Here is a 16,532-nt window from a genome sequence, read left to right on the forward strand (position 1 = left end):
TATGAAAGTCATCATCGTTGAAGATGAATTCCTGGCTCAACAGGAACTAACCTGGCTTATCAAAACCCACAGCCAGATGGAGATTGTGGGTACGTTTGATGATGGTCTGGACGTGCTGAAGTTTCTGCAGCATAACCGGGTTGACGCGATTTTTCTGGATATCAATATTCCCTCGCTGGACGGCGTGCTGCTGGCGCAAAATATCAATCAGTTTGCCCATAAGCCGTTTATTGTGTTCGTTACCGCATGGAAAGAGCATGCCGTAGAAGCCTTCGAGCTGGAGGCATTTGACTATATTCTGAAGCCTTACCAGGAGTCGCGAATTGTCAGCATGCTGCAAAAGCTGGAGGCCGCATGGCAGCAACAGAGCGCTCCGGCTACCGCCAGCCCGACGATACGGGAAAACGACACCATTAATCTGGTCAAAGATGAGCGCATCATCGTGACCCCGGTCAACGATATCTACTACGCCGAAGCGCACGAAAAGATGACGTTTGTCTATACGCGGCGGGAATCGTATGTCATGGCGATGAACATTACTGAATTCTGCAGCAAGCTTCCGGCAGCCCACTTTTTCCGCTGCCACCGTTCGTTTTGCGTCAATTTAAATAAGATCCGCGAGATCGAACCGTGGTTTAACAACACCTATATTTTGCGCCTGAAGGATTTGGATTTTCAGGTACCGGTGAGCCGCAGCAAAGTGAAAGAGTTCCGCCAACTGATGCACCTGTAATGAAAGAGCCCTCTCCCGCGGGAGAGGGTAATGAGGCATCAGAGGATTTGGCCGAGAACCTGACGCAGATGGGCACCCGAACCCAGCAGGCCTGGGTTATCATGCACGATGAGATAAACGGGAATGTCCTGTACGTAGCTTCTGAAACGCCCTTTATCTTCAAACCCGCCGCGGAAACCGGAGGCTTTAAAGAAGTCGAGGAAGCGCGGCACGATCCCGCCCGCAATATAGACCCCGCCAAAGGTGCCCAGCGTCAGCGCCAGGTTGCCGCCGAACCGTCCCATAATGACGCAGAACAGCGAAAGAGCGCGACGGCAGTCGATGCAGCTGTCCGCCAGCGCGCGTTCAGTGACGTCTTTCGGCTGCAGGTTTTCCGGCAGACGACCGTCCGATTTCACAATCGCACGATACAGGTTCACCAGCCCCGGTCCTGACAGGACGCGCTCGGCGGAAACGTGGCCGATCTCCGCGCGTAACTCTTCGAGGATAATGCCCTCTTCTTCGCTGTTTGGCGCAAAGTCCACATGGCCGCCTTCACCCGGCAGGCTCACCCAGCGCTGAGCAACGTGCACCAGGTGCGACACGCCCAGGCCGGTACCGGCCCCGTAAACCGCAATCGGCTTGCCTTCGACCGGTTCAGCGCCGCCAAACTGAATCAGGTGCTCCGGCTTCAGCATCGGGATCGCCATGGACACCGCGGTGAAGTCATTGATGATTTCCAGATGCGCAAAACCGAGATTCTTTTTCATCTCTGCGATGGAGAATGCCCAGGTATGGTTGGTCATTGCGACCCAGTCGCCGGTTATCGGACAGGCAATGGCGATGCAGCCGTCTTCGACGCTCACCTGATGCTCTTCCAGATAGACGCGAACAACGGCCTCAAGACTTGGATAATCCAGCCCGGAATAGGTTTTCGCCCGGGAAATTTCACCGCTACTTACATCGCATAATGCGAGGCGCGCGTTCGTGCCGCCCACATCACCTACCAAAGCATACTTTGTCATTCTTCTACTGCTCCGCTAAAGTCAGAATAAATCTTTGGGACACTGTAAATTCAAGGCGTGATAACAACAACGACCGGAAGGTGAATGCCCATGGATTATCGATCTTCGTCACAGAATAACTTTACCGTTTCAGCACCTTTTGCACTATTGCCATAAGGCTTAATGTGCAAAGTAACGTCATTGCATTTTGTACAAGGAAATCATCATGCTCCACCCGCGAGCCAGAACCATGCTGTTGCTGGCAATTCCGGCGCTGATCATTGGCGTGGCCTCAAGCCTGGTCCTTATCGTCGTGATGAAAATCGCGTCGGTGCTGCAAACTCTCTTATGGACAGCGCTTCCGGCAAAACTGGGGGTCACCGCGGATTCTTCGGCGTGGATCATCCTGATGCTGACGTTAACCGGTATTGCGGTGGGTCTGGCGATCCGTTTCAGTCCCGGCCACGCCGGACCGGACCCGGCGCTGGAACCCCTGATTGGCGCCCCGGTTCCCCCCTCTGCACTGCCGGGGCTGATCGTCGCGTTGATCGTGGGCCTGGCGGGCGGCGTCAGCCTGGGTCCCGAGCATCCGATTATGGCGGTGAATATTGGCCTGGCGGTGTTCCTCGGCGCACGCATTCTGCCTCGCGTCGGCGCGCTGGACTGGACGATCCTCGCCTCCGCAGGCACCATCGGGGCGCTTTTTGGCACGCCTGTCGCTGCTGCCCTGATCTTTTCTCAGACGTTGGCCAGTGATAACGACGTCCCGCTCTGGGATAAGCTTTTCGCTCCACTGATGGCCGCGGCTGCCGGCGCGCTGACGACAAGCCTGTTTTTCCATCCCCATTTTTCCCTCTCTCTGCCGCACTACGGAGAGATGCGGATTGCAGATATATTCAGCGGCGCCATCGTCGTCGCGATCGCCATCGCGCTGGGCATGGTGGCGGTATGGTGTCTTCCGCGCCTGCACCGGCTGGTGCATAAACTCAAACATCCGGTATTGATTCTGGGAACAGGGGGGCTAATCCTCGGTGTTTTAGGGGCAATTGGCGGAACGGTGACCCTGTTCAAAGGTCTGGACGAGATGCAGCAGCTGGCCTTCAGCCAGGTGTTTAGCGTGTCCGATTACCTGTTGTTTGCCGTCATCAAGCTGGCGGCGCTTGTCGTTGCTGCAGCGTGCGGTTTCCGCGGCGGGCGTATCTTCCCGGCGGTGTTTGTCGGCGTGGCGCTGGGGCTGATGCTGCACGAGCATGTCGACGCGGTTCCGGCGGCGATTACCGTATCCTGCTCTATTCTGGGGCTGGTACTGGTGGTGACGCGCGATGCATGGCTGAGCCTGTTTATGGCGGCGGTGGTGGTGCCGGATTCGACGCTGTTCCCGCTGCTCTGCATCGTGATGTTGCCCGCCTGGCTCCTGCTGGCGGGCAAACCGATGATGATGGCCTGGCGAAACGACAAATAATCAGGCGCTATTGCGCGCTTCCAGCGCTTTGGTAATCGCTCCCAGCAGCGGCGGGATATCCGCTTTTGGCAGCATCACCTCAATTAGCGAGAGCCGCTCGTGGTGCGCCACTTTTTCCAGCACGTCCGCCAGCTGCTCCGCTTCACTGACTTGCCAGCACTGGGCCTGAGGATCGAGGCTCAGGGCCTGCGGGATTTGCGTCCAGTTCCATAGCGCAATGTCATTGTAACGCTGTTCCGGCCCGTGAATTGCCCTTTCAACCGTGTATCCTTCGTTGTTGAGCACCAGAATGATGGGATGTTGTTTATCACGCAACATTGACCCGAGCTCCTGAATGGTCAGCTGTGCCGCGCCATCCCCCGTCAGCACAATCACCCGCCGGTTCGGGCATGCCGTTTGCGCACCGAACGCTGCGGCCAGGGTGTAGCCGATCGAGCCCCACAGCGGCTGGACGATAAAATTAACGTCGGCAGGCAAACGCAGGTCAATCGCGCCGAAGGCCGAGGTGCCCTGATCGGCCAGGATGATGTCTCCCGGGCGAATAAACGTTTGCAGCGTTTGCCAGAAATTCTCCTGAGTAAGCGAGCCGTCCGGCTGAGGGAAATTCATCGCGCTGTGCGATGCCGGAACAGGCTTATCGTGAATATGCTGTTTGCACAGCTCCAGCAGTGCTTCAATGGCCTGGGCCATCGGGATGCCGGTAAACCAGATATCGCCGACGCGGGCGGCATGAGGCTGGACTTCTATCGTCTGTGCCAGTGTTAACTGATGGGTAAACCCGGCCGTCAGAGTATCGGTAAAACGCGTGCCGATGCACAGCACCGTATCCGCTCCCTCTATCGCCTCTTTTACCGGATCGGCACTGGCCGAACCGCTGTAGGTACCGTAAAAACCGGCGTTACGTTCGTCGAATATGCCTTTGCCCATCAGCATCGTGGCATGCGCCATCGGCACATCCTTCACCCACTTCTGCAGCGCGTTCTTCAGCCCATGGCGCAGGACAAGAAAATCCGCTAACAGCGCGGTACGTTTACTCGCTGCCAGTTGACGCTCCGCAGCCTCCCGGAACGCTTTCAGGCAGGCGCTATCGGCATGGGCATGCCGGAGCGTGAGAGCGTTTACAGGCGGCGTGGCGGCTTTTTTTGCCACATCGGCAGGTAACATCAAATAGCCGGGGCGACGTTCCCGGAGCATCGTCGTCAGTACCCGGTCGATTTCATAACAGGCGTTTTGTTCGGTCAGGATCGCCTGTGCAACGGTGATCGGCTCGCTCATATGGTAAAAATGACGGAACTCACCATCGCCCAGCGTATGGTGCAGCAGTTCCCCCCTTTGCTGAGACGCCATCCCCGGCGCGCCAACAATATGCAGCACCGGAACGTGCTCGGCATAGCTGCCCGCAATGCCGTTCATGGCACTTAATTCGCCGACGCCAAACGTCGTCAGCAGCGCGGCGAAGCCCTTACAGCGGGCATATCCGTCAGCGGCATAAGAGGCGTTTAACTCGTTGGCACAGCCCACCCAGCAGATATCCGGGCTGTCTATTACGTGGTCGAGAAACTGCAGGTTATAGTCGCCCGGCACGCCAAACAGATGATCGGCTCCACAATCTGTAAGACGGTCCAGCAGGTAATCGGCGACGCAGTACGGGGTACGCATAAACAGGTATCCTTCTGATGTTGACCTCACTTTGAGTATTAAATAAGCGTGATGGCTGTCCAGAATTGGTGATAAGAAGGCTATGGAAAGAATGCTTTACAAAAAATGCTGGGCTATGCTGCTTTTTTTCACGTTAATGTAAACGTATACACTGATTTTTCTCTTCAGCACGAGAGGTCATACGAATGGGTTATCAGCCGGAAAAAAATCGTTATCAGACAATGGAGTATCGCCGCTGTGGGCGAAGCGGACTCAGGTTGCCCGCGGTCTCGCTGGGGCTGTGGCATAACTTTGGTGACGCTACGCTTATCGAAAATAGCCGTCAACTTTTACAGCGCGCGTTCGATCTGGGTATTACACATTTCGACCTTGCCAATAACTATGGTCCCCCGCCGGGGTCCGCCGAGCGTAATTTCGGCCGTATTTTGCAGGAGGATTTCCTGCCCTGGCGCGACGAGCTGATCGTCTCCACGAAAGCGGGATATACCATGTGGGACGGCCCTTACGGCGACTGGGGATCGCGTAAATATCTGCTGGCAAGCCTCGATCAAAGCCTGAAGCGCACGGGGCTGGAATATGTCGATATCTTCTATCATCACCGTCCTGACCCGGAAACGCCGCTGCAGGAAACCATGAAAGCGCTTGACCATCTGGTGCGCCAGGGCAAAGCCCTGTATGTCGGGTTATCCAACTATCCTGCCGAGCTGGCGCGAAAAGCGATTGATATCCTGAATGACCTGGGCACGCCCTGCCTGATCCACCAGCCGAAATACTCGATGTTCGAACGTGCGCCGGAAGAGGGTTTGCTGGATGTTCTGCAGGAAAAAGGGGTCGGCTGTATTCCCTTCTCGCCGCTGGCAGGGGGACAGTTGACCAACCGGTATCTTAACGGTATTCCCGCCGATTCCCGTGCGGCAAGCGGCAGTCAATTCCTTAACCCGGAACAGATCACCGAAGAGAAGCTTGAGAAGGTGCGCCAGCTAAACGCCCTGGCAGAAAGCCGCGGCCAGAAACTCTCGCAGATGGCGCTTGCCTGGGTGTTACGCCATGAGGAGGTCACGTCGGTACTGATCGGTGCCAGCAAAACGGCTCAGATTGATGATGCCGTGGGTATGCTGGAAAACCGCCAGTTTACCGCAGAAGAACTTTCCCTAATCGACCAGATCCTGAGCAGTTCAAAATAAAACCACTTTTAGCAAAAAGTGCTCTCCCTCGGGAATTCGGAGTTGAGGCGATGAAACGAGCCTTTACCAACTCGTAATATTGCGTTAACAGGCCCCACGAAGGCCCCGATCGTGAAGGAGAAAGAGTATGTTCAGGTCACTGATTCTTGCAGCGGTATTACTGGCTTCGGCCCCGCTCGTCGCCACTGCGGGCGAAATCACCCTGTTGCCATCAGTAAAATTACAAATTGGCGATCGTGACGACTACGGCAGATACTGGGACGGTGGCTACTGGCGCGACCGTGATTACTGGCACCGTCACTATGAGTGGCGCGGCGATCGCTGGTGGAAACATGACAACGGCAGACACCGCGGCTGGTATAAAGACAACGCCTATGAGCGCGGTTACCGTGAAGGCTGGCGGGATCGTGACGACCGTCGCGGCTGGGGTCGCGGCAAAGGTCATGGTCACGGCCATCATCATTAATCCAAAAGGAGCCCCTGCGGCTCCTTTTTTGTTAAAGACCCAGCGCGGTTCCCACCAACAACCACAAGTTCAGCGCCACGACGACCACCACAATGGCCCACCCGGCCCGTTTCACCAGCGTCGTATTAACCAGTTCGCCCATCAGAGTTTTATTGCTGGTGAAAATCAGCAGCGGCACCAGCGCCAGCGCAATACCAAAGCTCAGCAACACCTGGCTCATCACCAGAATTCGCGTTGGATCGAGCCCCATCATAATCACGATAAACGACGGAAGCATGGTGATAAAACGACGCACCCACAATGGAATATGGAAGCGAACAAATCCCTGCATCACCACCTGTCCTGCCAGCGTCCCCACCACCGTGGAGGAGAGACCGGCGGCAACCAGGCTCAGACCAAATATCGTGGCAGCAGCATGGCTCAGTAACGGCTCGAGTGTGAGGTAAGCCTGGTCGAGATCGGCGACACCAGTATGACCGTTAAAGTGGAAAGCGGCGGCTGCGGTGGCCATCATCGCCAGATTCACAAAACCCGCGATGGTCATGGCGATTGCCACATCCCATTTGGTTGCCGAGTAGCGTTCTTTACGCGTCCCGCCGTGCAGATGCTGGGTCAACGAGGAGTGCAAATAAATGACATGCGGCATAATGGTTGCCCCAAGGACCCCGGCGGCCAGGAAAACCGCTTCCGAGGTTGGCAGGCTTGGGATCACCATGCCTTTCGCGAGCTGCGCCAGATTCGGCTGTGAGAAAATCAGCTCGACGATGTACGCCGCAGCAACAAACAGCAGCAGGCCACCAATGACCTTCTCCAGCGGTTTTTGACCCCGACGTTGCAGCATCAGGATCAGGAATGTGGCAATCCCGGTCAGCACCGCCCCCTGTAACAGCGACACACCCAGAATCAGCTTAAAGCCAATCGCTGCCCCGATAAATTCAGCGAGATCGGTTGCCATGGCGATAATTTCCGCCTGAACCCAGTAGAGCCACACCGCCGGACGGGGATAATGGTCGCGAATTTGCTCCGCCAGGTTTTTACCCGTGGCAATCCCCAGTTTTGCAGAGAGCATCTGAATCAGCATCGCCATCAGGTTTGCCCAGACGACCACCCACAGCAGCTTATAGCCGAAACTGGCCCCGGCCTGAATATTGGTCGCAAAATTACCCGGATCGATATAGCCGATGGCAGCAATAAAAGCAGGTCCCATTAATGCGAACCGCAACTTGCGCGCGGCTCTACCACTGCTACCCTCTACGCGACTGTTTGTCATTATCTGCCTCTGGAAATATAGCCTTTGCTATGTTTAATGCTATCAAAATGAGAATGATTATCAAGATCATTTAGAGAGTTTAAAATGATTTCTCTGATAGCTAAGAACAATAGATGGGCAGGTGGTGCGACATCACAGAATGTGAAAATGCGCGGTCATTTGTGAAGCGTAGCACACAAACTTAACTTTTCACTCATTTACCTAACATAACAAAAATGTATTGTGGATCACTAATTTTGAGACTCGTCACAGGATGTAACTATAGTGTGTCCCTGATCTCGTTTTCTTTTCGCTTGTTACATAGAATGTGCACGAAAATTAAACCTGCCTCATATTTGGAGCAAATATGGACCGCGTCCTTCATTTTGTCCTGGCACTTGTTGTCGTTACTGCACTCGCATTGCTGGTCAGCACAGACCGCAAAAAAATTCGTATTCGTTATGTTGTCCAGCTGCTGGTCATTGAAGTTTTACTTGCGTGGTTCTTCCTGAACTCCAACGTAGGCCTCGGCTTCGTGAAAGGCTTCTCCGAAATGTTCGAAAAACTGCTCGGATTCGCCAACGAAGGGACAAACTTTGTCTTCGGTAAAATGAACGACGAAGGTCTGGCATTCTTCTTCCTGAAGGTACTGTGCCCAATCGTCTTCATCTCCGCGCTGATCGGTATTCTGCAGCACATCCGCGTTCTGCCGTTCGTTATTCGTGGCATTGGTTTCCTGTTATCCAAAGTAAACGGCATGGGCAAGCTGGAATCTTTCAACGCCGTAAGTTCCCTGATCCTCGGTCAGTCTGAGAACTTCATCGCGTATAAAGATATCCTCGGCAAAATGTCCCGTAACCGCATGTACACCATGGCGGCAACCGCGATGTCTACCGTTTCCATGTCTATCGTGGGCGCGTACATGACCATGCTGGAGCCAAAATATGTGGTTGCAGCGCTGGTTCTGAATATGTTCAGCACCTTTATCGTTCTGTCGCTGATCAACCCGTATCGTGTTGACGCCAGCGAAGAGAACATCCAGATGTCTAACCTGCACGAAGGTCAGAGCTTCTTCGAAATGCTGGGTGAGTACATCCTGGCCGGTTTCAAAGTGGCGATTATCGTTGCCGCGATGCTGATCGGCTTTATCGCCCTGATCTCCGCACTGAACGCCCTGTTCGCCGCAGTGCTGGGCATCTCCTTCCAGGGCATCCTGGGCTACATCTTCTACCCTGTCGCATGGGTGATGGGTGTTCCGGCTCATGAAGCGCTGCAGGTAGGCAGTATCATGGCGACCAAGCTGGTTTCTAACGAATTCGTTGCGATGATGGATCTGCAGAAAATCGCCAGCACGCTCTCTCCACGTGCGGAAGGCATTCTGTCTGTATTCCTGGTCTCCTTCGCGAACTTCTCGTCCATCGGTATTATCGCCGGTGCGATTAAAGGCCTGAACGAAGAACAGGGTAACGTGGTTTCTCGCTTTGGCCTGAAACTGGTTTACGGCTCCACCCTGGTGAGCGTCCTGTCTGCTTCTATCGCTGCGCTGGTTCTGTAACGTTTACCGTAAAAAAAAAACCGGGAGTCTTACTCCCGGTTTTTTTATGCCCGCAATTCTTCCAGCGGTTTGGGTTTGCCTATCAGGTAGCCCTGGAGATAGTCCACGCCGAAGCGTAACAGCATCTCCCGCTGCGCTGGCGTCTCAACATATTCGGCCACCACGCACAGTGATTTCGTCTTCGCCAGATTACATATCGACTGGACGATCATTGCGTCCATATCATCAGTACAAATATCTTTCACGAAGCAGCCGTCAATTTTAATGATGTCTGCCTGCAGGCGTCTCAGACGCTCGTAGTTGGCGTAGCCGGTACCAAAATCATCGATGGCAATCCTGAAACCGTAATCCCGCAGCTGCTGAATATTGTGGATGCTGCAGCCGGAATTGGAGAAGGCCTGCTCTTCGGTGATCTCAATCACGACAGCCTGAGGCGCAACGCCGTACCGTTCAAAGAGCGCACAAATCTCAGTCGCCACCTCATTTTGCATCAGCGTAAGCGGCATCAGATTGACAGAGAAACGGGCGCCAGCCTGCGTCGCTGGGTGATCGCGCAGCCACAGCAGTAGTTTTTCCATGACGCACATATCAAACCGGTGGCTGAGGTTGAACTGGGCAATCAGGGGAATAAAGCGGTCAGGGGTGATGATCTCGCCCTCGCTCTCCATACGCGCCAGAATTTCGTAGTACCCGCTACCGTCCGCCTTCTGGATCGGCTGCGCATACAAATGGAACTGCCCCGCCTCCAGGGCGTGCTTAATCCGCGCCAGCATCAGGACACGCTCCGTTGTTTGTCCTGATGCAGCTTCCAGGCTATTCGTCAGCGCAAGAACGTTGTGCGCTCCGCAGGATTGCTCGGCCAGCCAGCTCAGTTGCCCCAGCGTGTGGTGCAGTTTCTCACCGTTTTCGACCATTCCCCAGGACGCGCCAAATTCGATATCCAGCCCGGTATTGTTCCAGAAAATCTTACGGCTGTTCAGCCTATCAACCATATGCTGGAGGCGCTCGGCCGTTCCCTGCCCAAGCAATACCAGCACCAGCTCGCTTCCCGGCAGCTGGAAAAGCGTCTCATCTTTTTGCAACAGCGGCTGGAGAGAGGACGTGATCATTCGTTTGCAGTGCACCCGCATGAGAATGCCGTAATGGCGGCTCAAAAACTCCAGATTATCCATTCTCAGGCAACACACTTTGGCATCCGGGTGGTCGAGGAGAAAATCTTCCAGCGCACGAATGTTGGGTAATCCTGTCAGCGGATCGGTGAGCGCTCTGTCCTGCCAGCCCTGCTTCAACCATTCGCTTCGCTGATAGATACGCGACATATAAAGCAGGCAGATAGCAAATGAGATCAGTACCGACAGGATAAAGGAGAGCGAATGGCCCGACTCCACTCCGTTTAGAAAGTTGTAGTTGTAGGTCAACAGCAGAAGCGCAGAGGTGGCCCACAGCAGAGAGATAAGCGCGTAGCTCAGACGGCTAATCGCTAACGTAAAGAGAATGAAAATTATCGGCATCAAATAGCCCGCAATAACAGGCGACTCAAAAGGCGCACATAAAATTGCGATGATGGCGATTAACAGCATCAGCCAGACGAATATATATAATGATTTCTTGTGTAAAAACACGGGCTTCACACTTCGCCGCCAGAACTTGATGGCATAACGAGGATTAATAATCATTCTTAACGGATAATAGAACATCATGGTAAAAATCATCGCCGCGCATATCAGGCTTTGAATATCAACAACGTTATAAATTACCGTTCCTTCGCCGAAGAAAGTTGAGATTGTGACCGGAAAATCAAAGAAATAGCCAGCGAGATACATCGACATTTTAATGCCTATCGGCACCATAAAGCCGAGCCAAAATATGCGTAACCCAATGTGCCTGTTGGGCATACAGTAGCGCCATCGCCGGCCCAGCAGAAGGCGCAGAACACCGCAGGCAGCGAATACGGAGAAAGTCTGACAGAACAGTAATACTGAATATTGTAGTGGTGCTAAATTAACGTTAAATATATTAGCAACCATAAAACTTATCAGAATAGGCAGAATACCGCGGCGCCCCAATAACAGCATAATCGCCAGCATAACGCTTAACGGGAGCCACGCTAAATAAACGTCGTGTTCATTAACAATTGCACGCGGGGAGAGATAACGGGAAACGGGAACCGCAATCAGACAGATCGCCAGAGCAATTATAAATATCTTTACATTATTATACGATTTTCTATTCATTAAGCTGTGGGAGATTATTATCCATTCATATCATTGACCGCATGGATAATAGGTTTATTAATTACGCGAATCAAGTTGAAGTCTATTTATAGACTGATTTATTGATTTCGGTTGAGGTGGGATATGGAAAAAAACCATTTTGGCAACAAAATACGTTGAGGGGTGTTACAAAAACATAAAAAAAACCCTCGTCTTTTGACGAGGGTTTAAAATTTTGGTGGAGCTAAGCGGGATCGAACCGCTGACCTCTTGCATGCCATGCAAGCGCTCTCCCAGCTGAGCTATAGCCCCACATGTGACTTTACTAACCACACTCTGTTGGGTTCAGAGTTTGGTGGAGCTAAGCGGGATCGAACCGCTGACCTCCTGCATGCCATGCAGGCGCTCTCCCAGCTGAGCTATAGCCCCATCGTAAAGCTGTCATGTTGACGGGCGGCATAATATGAATTCCGCCGCGGAGTGTCAACGGCAAAATCAATAGCCGCGGTTCAATCGCCGAAAAATCATGCAAATGAATCACTTTGCGAGCCTGCTCGCAGTCATGAGTTAAGCCTGTCACGTTTTCACGTAAAACGGTGCTATAAAATGAGCCGTTAATTAACCCCACGAATATTCAGGAAATTGCATGATCAAGGAACGAATGACGCCGGAAGAGTTAGCCCTGCTCACTGGCTATAGCCGACAGACCATCAATAAATGGGTACGCAAAGAGGGTTGGATAACGTCGCCCAAGCCCGGTGTCCAGGGGGGTAAAGCGCGCCTGGTGCATGTGAACGAAAAGGTGCGTGACTTTATCCGCAGCGCACGCCGGGCAACGGAAACATCCGCTATGCCTGACGGCATCAGCACTGACGGTTCACTTCATACCCTACTCCTGACGCTGGCCAATGAAATGACGCCGGAAGAGCAGAAGCAGATGACATCGCTACTATTGCGGGAAGGGATTACCGGTTTGTTGCAACGTTTAGGGATTCGCGACCAGAATTAATATGAAAAGACTACGTAGCAAAATGACCACGGAAGAGCTGGCGGAGAATTTGGGTGTTGCCAGACAAACGGTAAATCGCTGGATACGGCAGCAGGGGTGGAAAACCGAAGGACTCAATGGCGTAAAAGGCGGTCGGGCGCGGCTCATTCACGTTGATGCACGCGTGAAGGAGCATATTATGAGCCTCCCGGCTATCCGTAACCGCCAGGCGGTTTATCATCTGGCTGAGGTGGCCTCATCCTACAATGAACAGCCTTCACGTCTGCGTCCGGGCATTATCGAAACGCTGGAGAGTATGACTGAGCTTGAACAGCAGCGTCTGGATACCTTACTGAAGCGCGAAGGCATACGCGGTTTTCTTGCTCGTCTGGGTATTGCCGAATAAAGGCAAAAAAAACGGCAGGATACCCTGCCGTTTTTCTTATAGATGGCTTAATTACTGCTGATTTTCACGTTCTGCAATAAAATCCAGCGCCTTGTTGATGCGCGCCACGCTGCGTGACTTGCCGATGGCATGGACAGTCACGTCCAGCGCCGGAGACTGACCCGCGCCGGTCACCGCAACGCGCAGCGGCATACCGACTTTGCCCATGCCCACTTCCAGTTCGTCTGCGGTCGCCTGAATGGCGTGATGCACATTCTCAGCGGTCCACTCGGTGAGCGCAGCCAGCTTGTCACGCACCACTTCCAGCGGCTGACGCGCAACCGGGCGGAGGTGCTTCTTCGCGGCGTCAGCGTCGAACTCATCAAACTCTTCATAGAAGTAGCGGCAGCTTTCGGCAATTTCTTTCAGCGTCTTGCAGCGCTCGCCGAGCAGTTTTACCAGGTCCGCCAGCTCAGGGCCAGTTCGGGTATCAATGTTTGCCTGCTCAATGTGCCACTGCAGGTAAGTCGCCACATATTCCGGCGGCATGGTATTGATGTAGTGATGGTTGAGCCACAGCAGCTTGTCGGTGTTGAATGCGCTGGCAGATTTGCTCACAGAGCTCAGAGAGAACAGTTCGATCATCTCTTCGCGACTGAAGATCTCCTGGTCGCCGTGAGCCCAGCCCAGACGCACCAGATAGTTCAGCAGCGCTTCCGGCAGATAGCCGTCGTCGCGATACTGCATGACGCTGACCGCACCGTGACGTTTAGACAGCTTTTTACCGTCGTCGCCGTTGATCATGGAGACGTGCGCATAGACCGGAACAGGTGCATTCAGCGCTTTCAGGATGTTGATCTGGCGTGGGGTATTGTTGATATGGTCTTCACCACGGATAACGTGGGTAATTTCCATATCCCAGTCATCAACCACGACGCAGAAGTTATAGGTTGGGGAACCGTCGGTACGGCGTATGATCAGATCGTCCAGCTCCTGGTTGCTGAATTCGATCGGGCCACGGATCTGGTCGTCGAAAATCACCGAGCCATCCTGCGGGTTAGCAAAACGCACCACGCATGGCTCATCAGCGGCATGCTCGCTGTGATCGTGGCGGCATCGGCCGTCATAGCGCGGTTTTTCACCGTTCGCCATCTGCTCTTCACGCAGCGCATCCAGACGCTCTTTGGAGCAGTAGCACTTATACGCCGTGCCCGCGACCAGCATCTCATCAATAACAGCGTTATAGCGGTCAAAACGTTTGGTCTGGAAATACGGGCCTTCGTCCCACTGCAGGTTCAGCCAGTTCATACCATCCATAATGGCTTCAATTGCTTCCGGCGTGGAGCGCTCAAGATCGGTATCTTCTATACGCAGCACGAACTCACCTTGGTTGTGGCGTGCAAAAAGCCAGGAATAGAGAGCAGTACGAGCACCACCGACGTGCAGATAGCCTGTCGGGCTCGGCGCGAAGCGAGTTTTGATTTTCATGAAATGGCCTTACGTTATAAAGATGCCGGCAATCGGCAAATCCCGGGGAAAAAACGATGGGCAATATTCTATCACTGTGGGGGGATTCCTCAATGTCGATCCCTTTATCGTGGCGGAGTTTGCTGTTTTTGTTTAGAAATCATGCGCCACCGCCCGTTTTGCGATCGTTTTGTTTAATTTTACGACGAACGAATAAAAACTTTAGAAAATGCGTTGACTCATTTTCAACTCTCCCTATAATGCGACTCCACACAGCGGGGGTGATTAGCTCAGTTGGTAGAGCATCTCCTTTACACGGAGGGGGTCGGCGGTTCGAGCCCGTCATCACCCACCATCTACTTCGGTAGACTCGCAGTGTAGATAAGAATTGAGATTGGGCGATTAGCTCAGTTGGTAGAGCATCTCCTTTACACGGAGGGGGTCGGCGGTTCGAGCCCGTCATCGCCCACCATTTCGGGTCGTTAGCTCAGTTGGTAGAGCAGTTGACTTTTAATCAATTGGTCGCAGGTTCGAATCCTGCACGACCCACCAATGTAAAAAAGCGCCCTAAAGGCGCTTTTTTGCTATCTGCGATCTGGATGATTCGAACCTGCAGCAGGTTCGAGCCGAACGCAGTGAGGCACCGGAGCCGTTTACGGCGACGGCCCGAAGGGCGAGCGAAGCGAGTCATCCTGCACGACCCACCAATGTAAAAAAGCGCCCTAAAGGCGCTTTTTTGCTATCTGCGATATAAAAATATGAACCTGCCGCATTTTCCTCAAGCTAATCCCGTCGGTGCCGATACCTCTGTTTTATAACGCGAGGAAAAAGTATGACGACCATTCAGGCTTCAACCCAACAGATTCAAACCAGCGGCGCGAGTGGCACTTCGAGCAGTAACGATATTTCTGCGCAAATCACCCGCATTCTCGACAAGATCAAAAAGCTGACCCAGCAGTTAAAAGAGCTGGCAAACAGCCCCGGCAGTGCAGATGAGAAGAAGAAGCAGCAGGAACTGATTCAGACCCAGATCAAAGTGCTGCAGGCACAGCTCGCCGCACTGCAGCGCCAGCAGGCCGAAGAAGCTCAGAAGAAGCAGGATCAAAAACTGGGCAAAGTAGAAGGCGTGAATAGCCCGTCAGACACTAATCAGATTGATATCTTCATCTAATCGTCTGATGCGTTAAACAGTGGATCGCGTATGCGGGCCTCGGTTAATCGTTGTGCCTGGATACGCACCACTTCCCAGATGGCCTGCGCCGCACCCGAGAGCGAACGATTTTTTCGCCGCACCAGCATCAGCTTTCGTTCGACAACGGGCGTCAGCCGCTTCACCGCCAGCTGGCTTCCCTGCGGCAGGGGAAGCGCCAGAGCGGGCAACACGCTGATGCCAATTCCGGCTTCCACCATCGGAAACAGCGTGGCCGGATGACCAATCTCCTGCACGATCGTTGCCTTAACGCCCTGATTCACCAGCGCGGAATCAATCAGCGGACGGCTGCCTGAGGCATAATCCTGTAAAACCAGGTTCGCCCCCTGCAGGGACTGCCAGCTGACCTCGAGCAACGCTGCCAGCGGGTCGTCGTCACGGCAGAGCAGCAAAAAAGGCTCAGAAAGAACGCTTTCGCATTCCAGATCGCTCACCTGGCCAGGATCGATCACAATACCAAAATCCACATCGCCCTGGCGGATGCTCTCCAGCACCCACTGCTGCGGTCTGTCATGCAGGACAAAATCAATATCAGGATAGCGATGGTTTCCCTCGGCAATACATTGCGGGATAAGGTGCGCGGATATCGTCTGGCTGGCCGCAACCCGCACGGTGCCCGACAGCTGCTGCCCCAGCCTCCCCACGTCTCTGAGCGTGCTGTTCAGCTCATCAAGCAGCCGCTCAAGACGCAGGGCCAGCTGCTGCCCCGCTTCGGTCAGGACCACTTCGCGCGTGGTGCGATCAAGCAACCTAACGCCGGTCTGGTTTTCCAGCTCCTTCACGCTGTGGCTGACCGCCGACTGGCTCAGGCCGATCATTTCACCTGCCCGGCTAAAGCTGCGGGCATGGGCGACGGTAACGAAAATGCGAAGCTGGCGTAGGGAATAATTCATCTGTTTAATTCATGAATGGATGCAATAAATCAATTTTATTTCTCAAATGGAAAAAAGCACAATAGCGACATCTGTTTTCAGGAGT

14 protein-coding genes, 5 tRNA genes and 1 other RNA gene are annotated in these 16,532 nt (G+C 53.7%); 12 read left to right on the plus strand and 8 right to left on the minus strand.

Translation table 11 applies throughout. From position 1 onward, the window contains the following. The first annotated feature begins 1 nt into the window (after position 1). Positions 2 to 733: a LytTR family DNA-binding domain-containing protein gene (locus tag IM314_RS16675; protein WP_028013980.1), complete on the plus strand. Its 732-nt coding sequence runs from the start codon at positions 2 to 4 to the stop codon at positions 731 to 733. 38 nt (positions 734 to 771) lie between these two features. Here the strand turns inward: IM314_RS16675 and glk are convergent, their stop codons facing one another. Further along, entirely contained in the window at positions 772 to 1,737 is a 966-nt protein-coding gene (gene glk / locus IM314_RS16680) for a glucokinase (protein WP_028013981.1), read from the minus strand. A gap of 205 nt (positions 1,738 to 1,942) precedes the next feature. On the opposite strand from glk, the gene IM314_RS16685 reads away from it, so the two are divergent. Further along, positions 1,943 to 3,178 carry an ion channel protein gene (locus IM314_RS16685; RefSeq protein ID WP_041908826.1) on the plus strand — a complete coding sequence of 412 codons (1,236 nt, stop codon included), beginning with the start codon at positions 1,943 to 1,945 and terminating at the stop codon, positions 3,176 to 3,178. Here IM314_RS16685 and ipdC read toward each other — a convergent pair whose 3' ends face one another. After that, a complete protein-coding gene (gene ipdC / locus IM314_RS16690) occupies positions 3,179 to 4,837 on the minus strand; it encodes an indolepyruvate decarboxylase (protein ID WP_193358954.1) in 1,659 nt (552 codons plus the stop codon). Between the two features lie 185 nt (positions 4,838 to 5,022). Here ipdC and mgrA point away from each other — a divergent pair, with 185 nt between their 5' ends. Together mgrA and IM314_RS16700 are read left to right on the plus strand one after the other, a co-directional pair. Continuing rightward, positions 5,023 to 6,021 (plus strand): L-glyceraldehyde 3-phosphate reductase, encoded by a 999-nt coding sequence (gene mgrA, locus IM314_RS16695; protein ID WP_193358953.1) that lies wholly within the window; start codon positions 5,023 to 5,025, stop codon positions 6,019 to 6,021. A gap of 127 nt (positions 6,022 to 6,148) precedes the next feature. Further along, positions 6,149 to 6,487, plus strand: coding sequence for a DUF2502 domain-containing protein (locus IM314_RS16700; protein ID WP_041908820.1), 339 nt, complete (start codon positions 6,149 to 6,151; stop codon positions 6,485 to 6,487). A gap of 31 nt (positions 6,488 to 6,518) precedes the next feature. On the opposite strand, the gene IM314_RS16705 is transcribed toward IM314_RS16700, so the two are convergent. Further along, positions 6,519 to 7,757, minus strand: coding sequence for an Nramp family divalent metal transporter (locus IM314_RS16705; protein ID WP_045631032.1), 1,239 nt, complete (start codon positions 7,755 to 7,757; stop codon positions 6,519 to 6,521). A gap of 346 nt (positions 7,758 to 8,103) precedes the next feature. Between IM314_RS16705 and IM314_RS16710 the strand changes: the two genes are divergently transcribed. Further along, on the plus strand, positions 8,104 to 9,291 hold the full coding sequence (locus tag IM314_RS16710; RefSeq protein ID WP_008501591.1) for a NupC/NupG family nucleoside CNT transporter: 1,188 nt from the start codon (positions 8,104 to 8,106) through the stop codon (positions 9,289 to 9,291). 44 nt (positions 9,292 to 9,335) lie between these two features. Here the strand turns inward: IM314_RS16710 and IM314_RS16715 are convergent, their stop codons facing one another. From IM314_RS16715 to IM314_RS16725, 3 genes are all read right to left on the minus strand, one after another. Then, the gene (locus IM314_RS16715; protein WP_045631031.1) at positions 9,336 to 11,525 is read right to left on the minus strand and encodes an EAL domain-containing protein; all 2,190 of its coding nucleotides are present in this window, start codon (positions 11,523 to 11,525) and stop codon (positions 9,336 to 9,338) included. A 215-nt stretch (positions 11,526 to 11,740) separates the two neighbouring features. Then, positions 11,741 to 11,816, minus strand: a tRNA-Ala gene (locus IM314_RS16720). Positions 11,817 to 11,857: 41 nt separating this feature from the next. Continuing rightward, positions 11,858 to 11,933: transfer RNA gene (locus IM314_RS16725), tRNA-Ala, on the minus strand. 217 nt (positions 11,934 to 12,150) lie between these two features. On the opposite strand from IM314_RS16725, the gene IM314_RS16730 reads away from it, so the two are divergent. Then, positions 12,151 to 12,513, plus strand: a complete 363-nt coding sequence (locus IM314_RS16730) for a YfeC-like transcriptional regulator (RefSeq protein ID WP_028013988.1) — start codon at positions 12,151 to 12,153, stop codon at positions 12,511 to 12,513. Position 12,514: 1 nt separating this feature from the next. After that, positions 12,515 to 12,898 carry a YfeC-like transcriptional regulator gene (locus IM314_RS16735; protein ID WP_032644902.1) on the plus strand — a complete coding sequence of 128 codons (384 nt, stop codon included), beginning with the start codon at positions 12,515 to 12,517 and terminating at the stop codon, positions 12,896 to 12,898. A 51-nt stretch (positions 12,899 to 12,949) separates the two neighbouring features. Here the strand turns inward: IM314_RS16735 and gltX are convergent, their stop codons facing one another. After that, positions 12,950 to 14,365 carry a glutamate--tRNA ligase gene (gltX, locus tag IM314_RS16740; protein WP_045631029.1) on the minus strand — a complete coding sequence of 472 codons (1,416 nt, stop codon included), beginning with the start codon at positions 14,363 to 14,365 and terminating at the stop codon, positions 12,950 to 12,952. A gap of 258 nt (positions 14,366 to 14,623) precedes the next feature. Between gltX and IM314_RS16745 the strand changes: the two genes are divergently transcribed. From IM314_RS16745 to IM314_RS16765, 5 genes are all read left to right on the plus strand, one after another. Further along, positions 14,624 to 14,699: transfer RNA gene (locus IM314_RS16745), tRNA-Val, on the plus strand. Positions 14,700 to 14,740: 41 nt separating this feature from the next. Continuing rightward, positions 14,741 to 14,816: transfer RNA gene (locus IM314_RS16750), tRNA-Val, on the plus strand. 4 nt (positions 14,817 to 14,820) lie between these two features. Further along, positions 14,821 to 14,896, plus strand: a tRNA-Lys gene (locus IM314_RS16755). Positions 14,897 to 14,922: 26 nt separating this feature from the next. Continuing rightward, positions 14,923 to 15,051, plus strand: a non-coding RNA gene (locus IM314_RS16760) — RtT sRNA. A gap of 125 nt (positions 15,052 to 15,176) precedes the next feature. After that, a complete protein-coding gene (locus tag IM314_RS16765) occupies positions 15,177 to 15,515 on the plus strand; it encodes a FlxA-like family protein (RefSeq protein WP_136485294.1) in 339 nt (112 codons plus the stop codon). On the opposite strand, the gene IM314_RS16770 is transcribed toward IM314_RS16765, so the two are convergent. After that, positions 15,512 to 16,447 (minus strand): LysR family transcriptional regulator, encoded by a 936-nt coding sequence (locus IM314_RS16770; protein ID WP_041908810.1) that lies wholly within the window; start codon positions 16,445 to 16,447, stop codon positions 15,512 to 15,514. The two genes, IM314_RS16765 and IM314_RS16770, sit on opposite strands and share 4 nt — an antisense overlap. Positions 16,448 to 16,532 lie beyond the last annotated feature (85 nt).

The organism is Enterobacter cloacae complex sp. P42RS (genome assembly GCF_014930595.1).
GTDB classification, from domain to species: Bacteria; Pseudomonadota; Gammaproteobacteria; order Enterobacterales; family Enterobacteriaceae; genus Enterobacter; species Enterobacter bugandensis.

Coding starts and splice junctions, on each gene's coding strand:
- mgrA (WP_193358953.1), top strand. CDS start 5,023: ATGGGTTATCAGCCGGAAAAAAATCGTTATCAGACAATGGAGTATCGC.
- IM314_RS16715 (WP_045631031.1), bottom strand. CDS start 11,525: ATGAATAGAAAATCGTATAATAATGTAAAGATATTTATAATTGCTCTG.
- IM314_RS16710 (WP_008501591.1), top strand. CDS start 8,104: ATGGACCGCGTCCTTCATTTTGTCCTGGCACTTGTTGTCGTTACTGCA.
- IM314_RS16770 (WP_041908810.1), bottom strand. CDS start 16,447: ATGAATTATTCCCTACGCCAGCTTCGCATTTTCGTTACCGTCGCCCAT.
- IM314_RS16700 (WP_041908820.1), top strand. CDS start 6,149: ATGTTCAGGTCACTGATTCTTGCAGCGGTATTACTGGCTTCGGCCCCG.
- IM314_RS16675 (WP_028013980.1), top strand. CDS start 2: ATGAAAGTCATCATCGTTGAAGATGAATTCCTGGCTCAACAGGAACTA.
- ipdC (WP_193358954.1), bottom strand. CDS start 4,837: ATGCGTACCCCGTACTGCGTCGCCGATTACCTGCTGGACCGTCTTACA.
- IM314_RS16685 (WP_041908826.1), top strand. CDS start 1,943: ATGCTCCACCCGCGAGCCAGAACCATGCTGTTGCTGGCAATTCCGGCG.
- IM314_RS16765 (WP_136485294.1), top strand. CDS start 15,177: ATGACGACCATTCAGGCTTCAACCCAACAGATTCAAACCAGCGGCGCG.
- gltX (WP_045631029.1), bottom strand. CDS start 14,365: ATGAAAATCAAAACTCGCTTCGCGCCGAGCCCGACAGGCTATCTGCAC.
- glk (WP_028013981.1), bottom strand. CDS start 1,737: ATGACAAAGTATGCTTTGGTAGGTGATGTGGGCGGCACGAACGCGCGC.
- IM314_RS16705 (WP_045631032.1), bottom strand. CDS start 7,757: ATGACAAACAGTCGCGTAGAGGGTAGCAGTGGTAGAGCCGCGCGCAAG.
- IM314_RS16730 (WP_028013988.1), top strand. CDS start 12,151: ATGATCAAGGAACGAATGACGCCGGAAGAGTTAGCCCTGCTCACTGGC.
- IM314_RS16735 (WP_032644902.1), top strand. CDS start 12,515: ATGAAAAGACTACGTAGCAAAATGACCACGGAAGAGCTGGCGGAGAAT.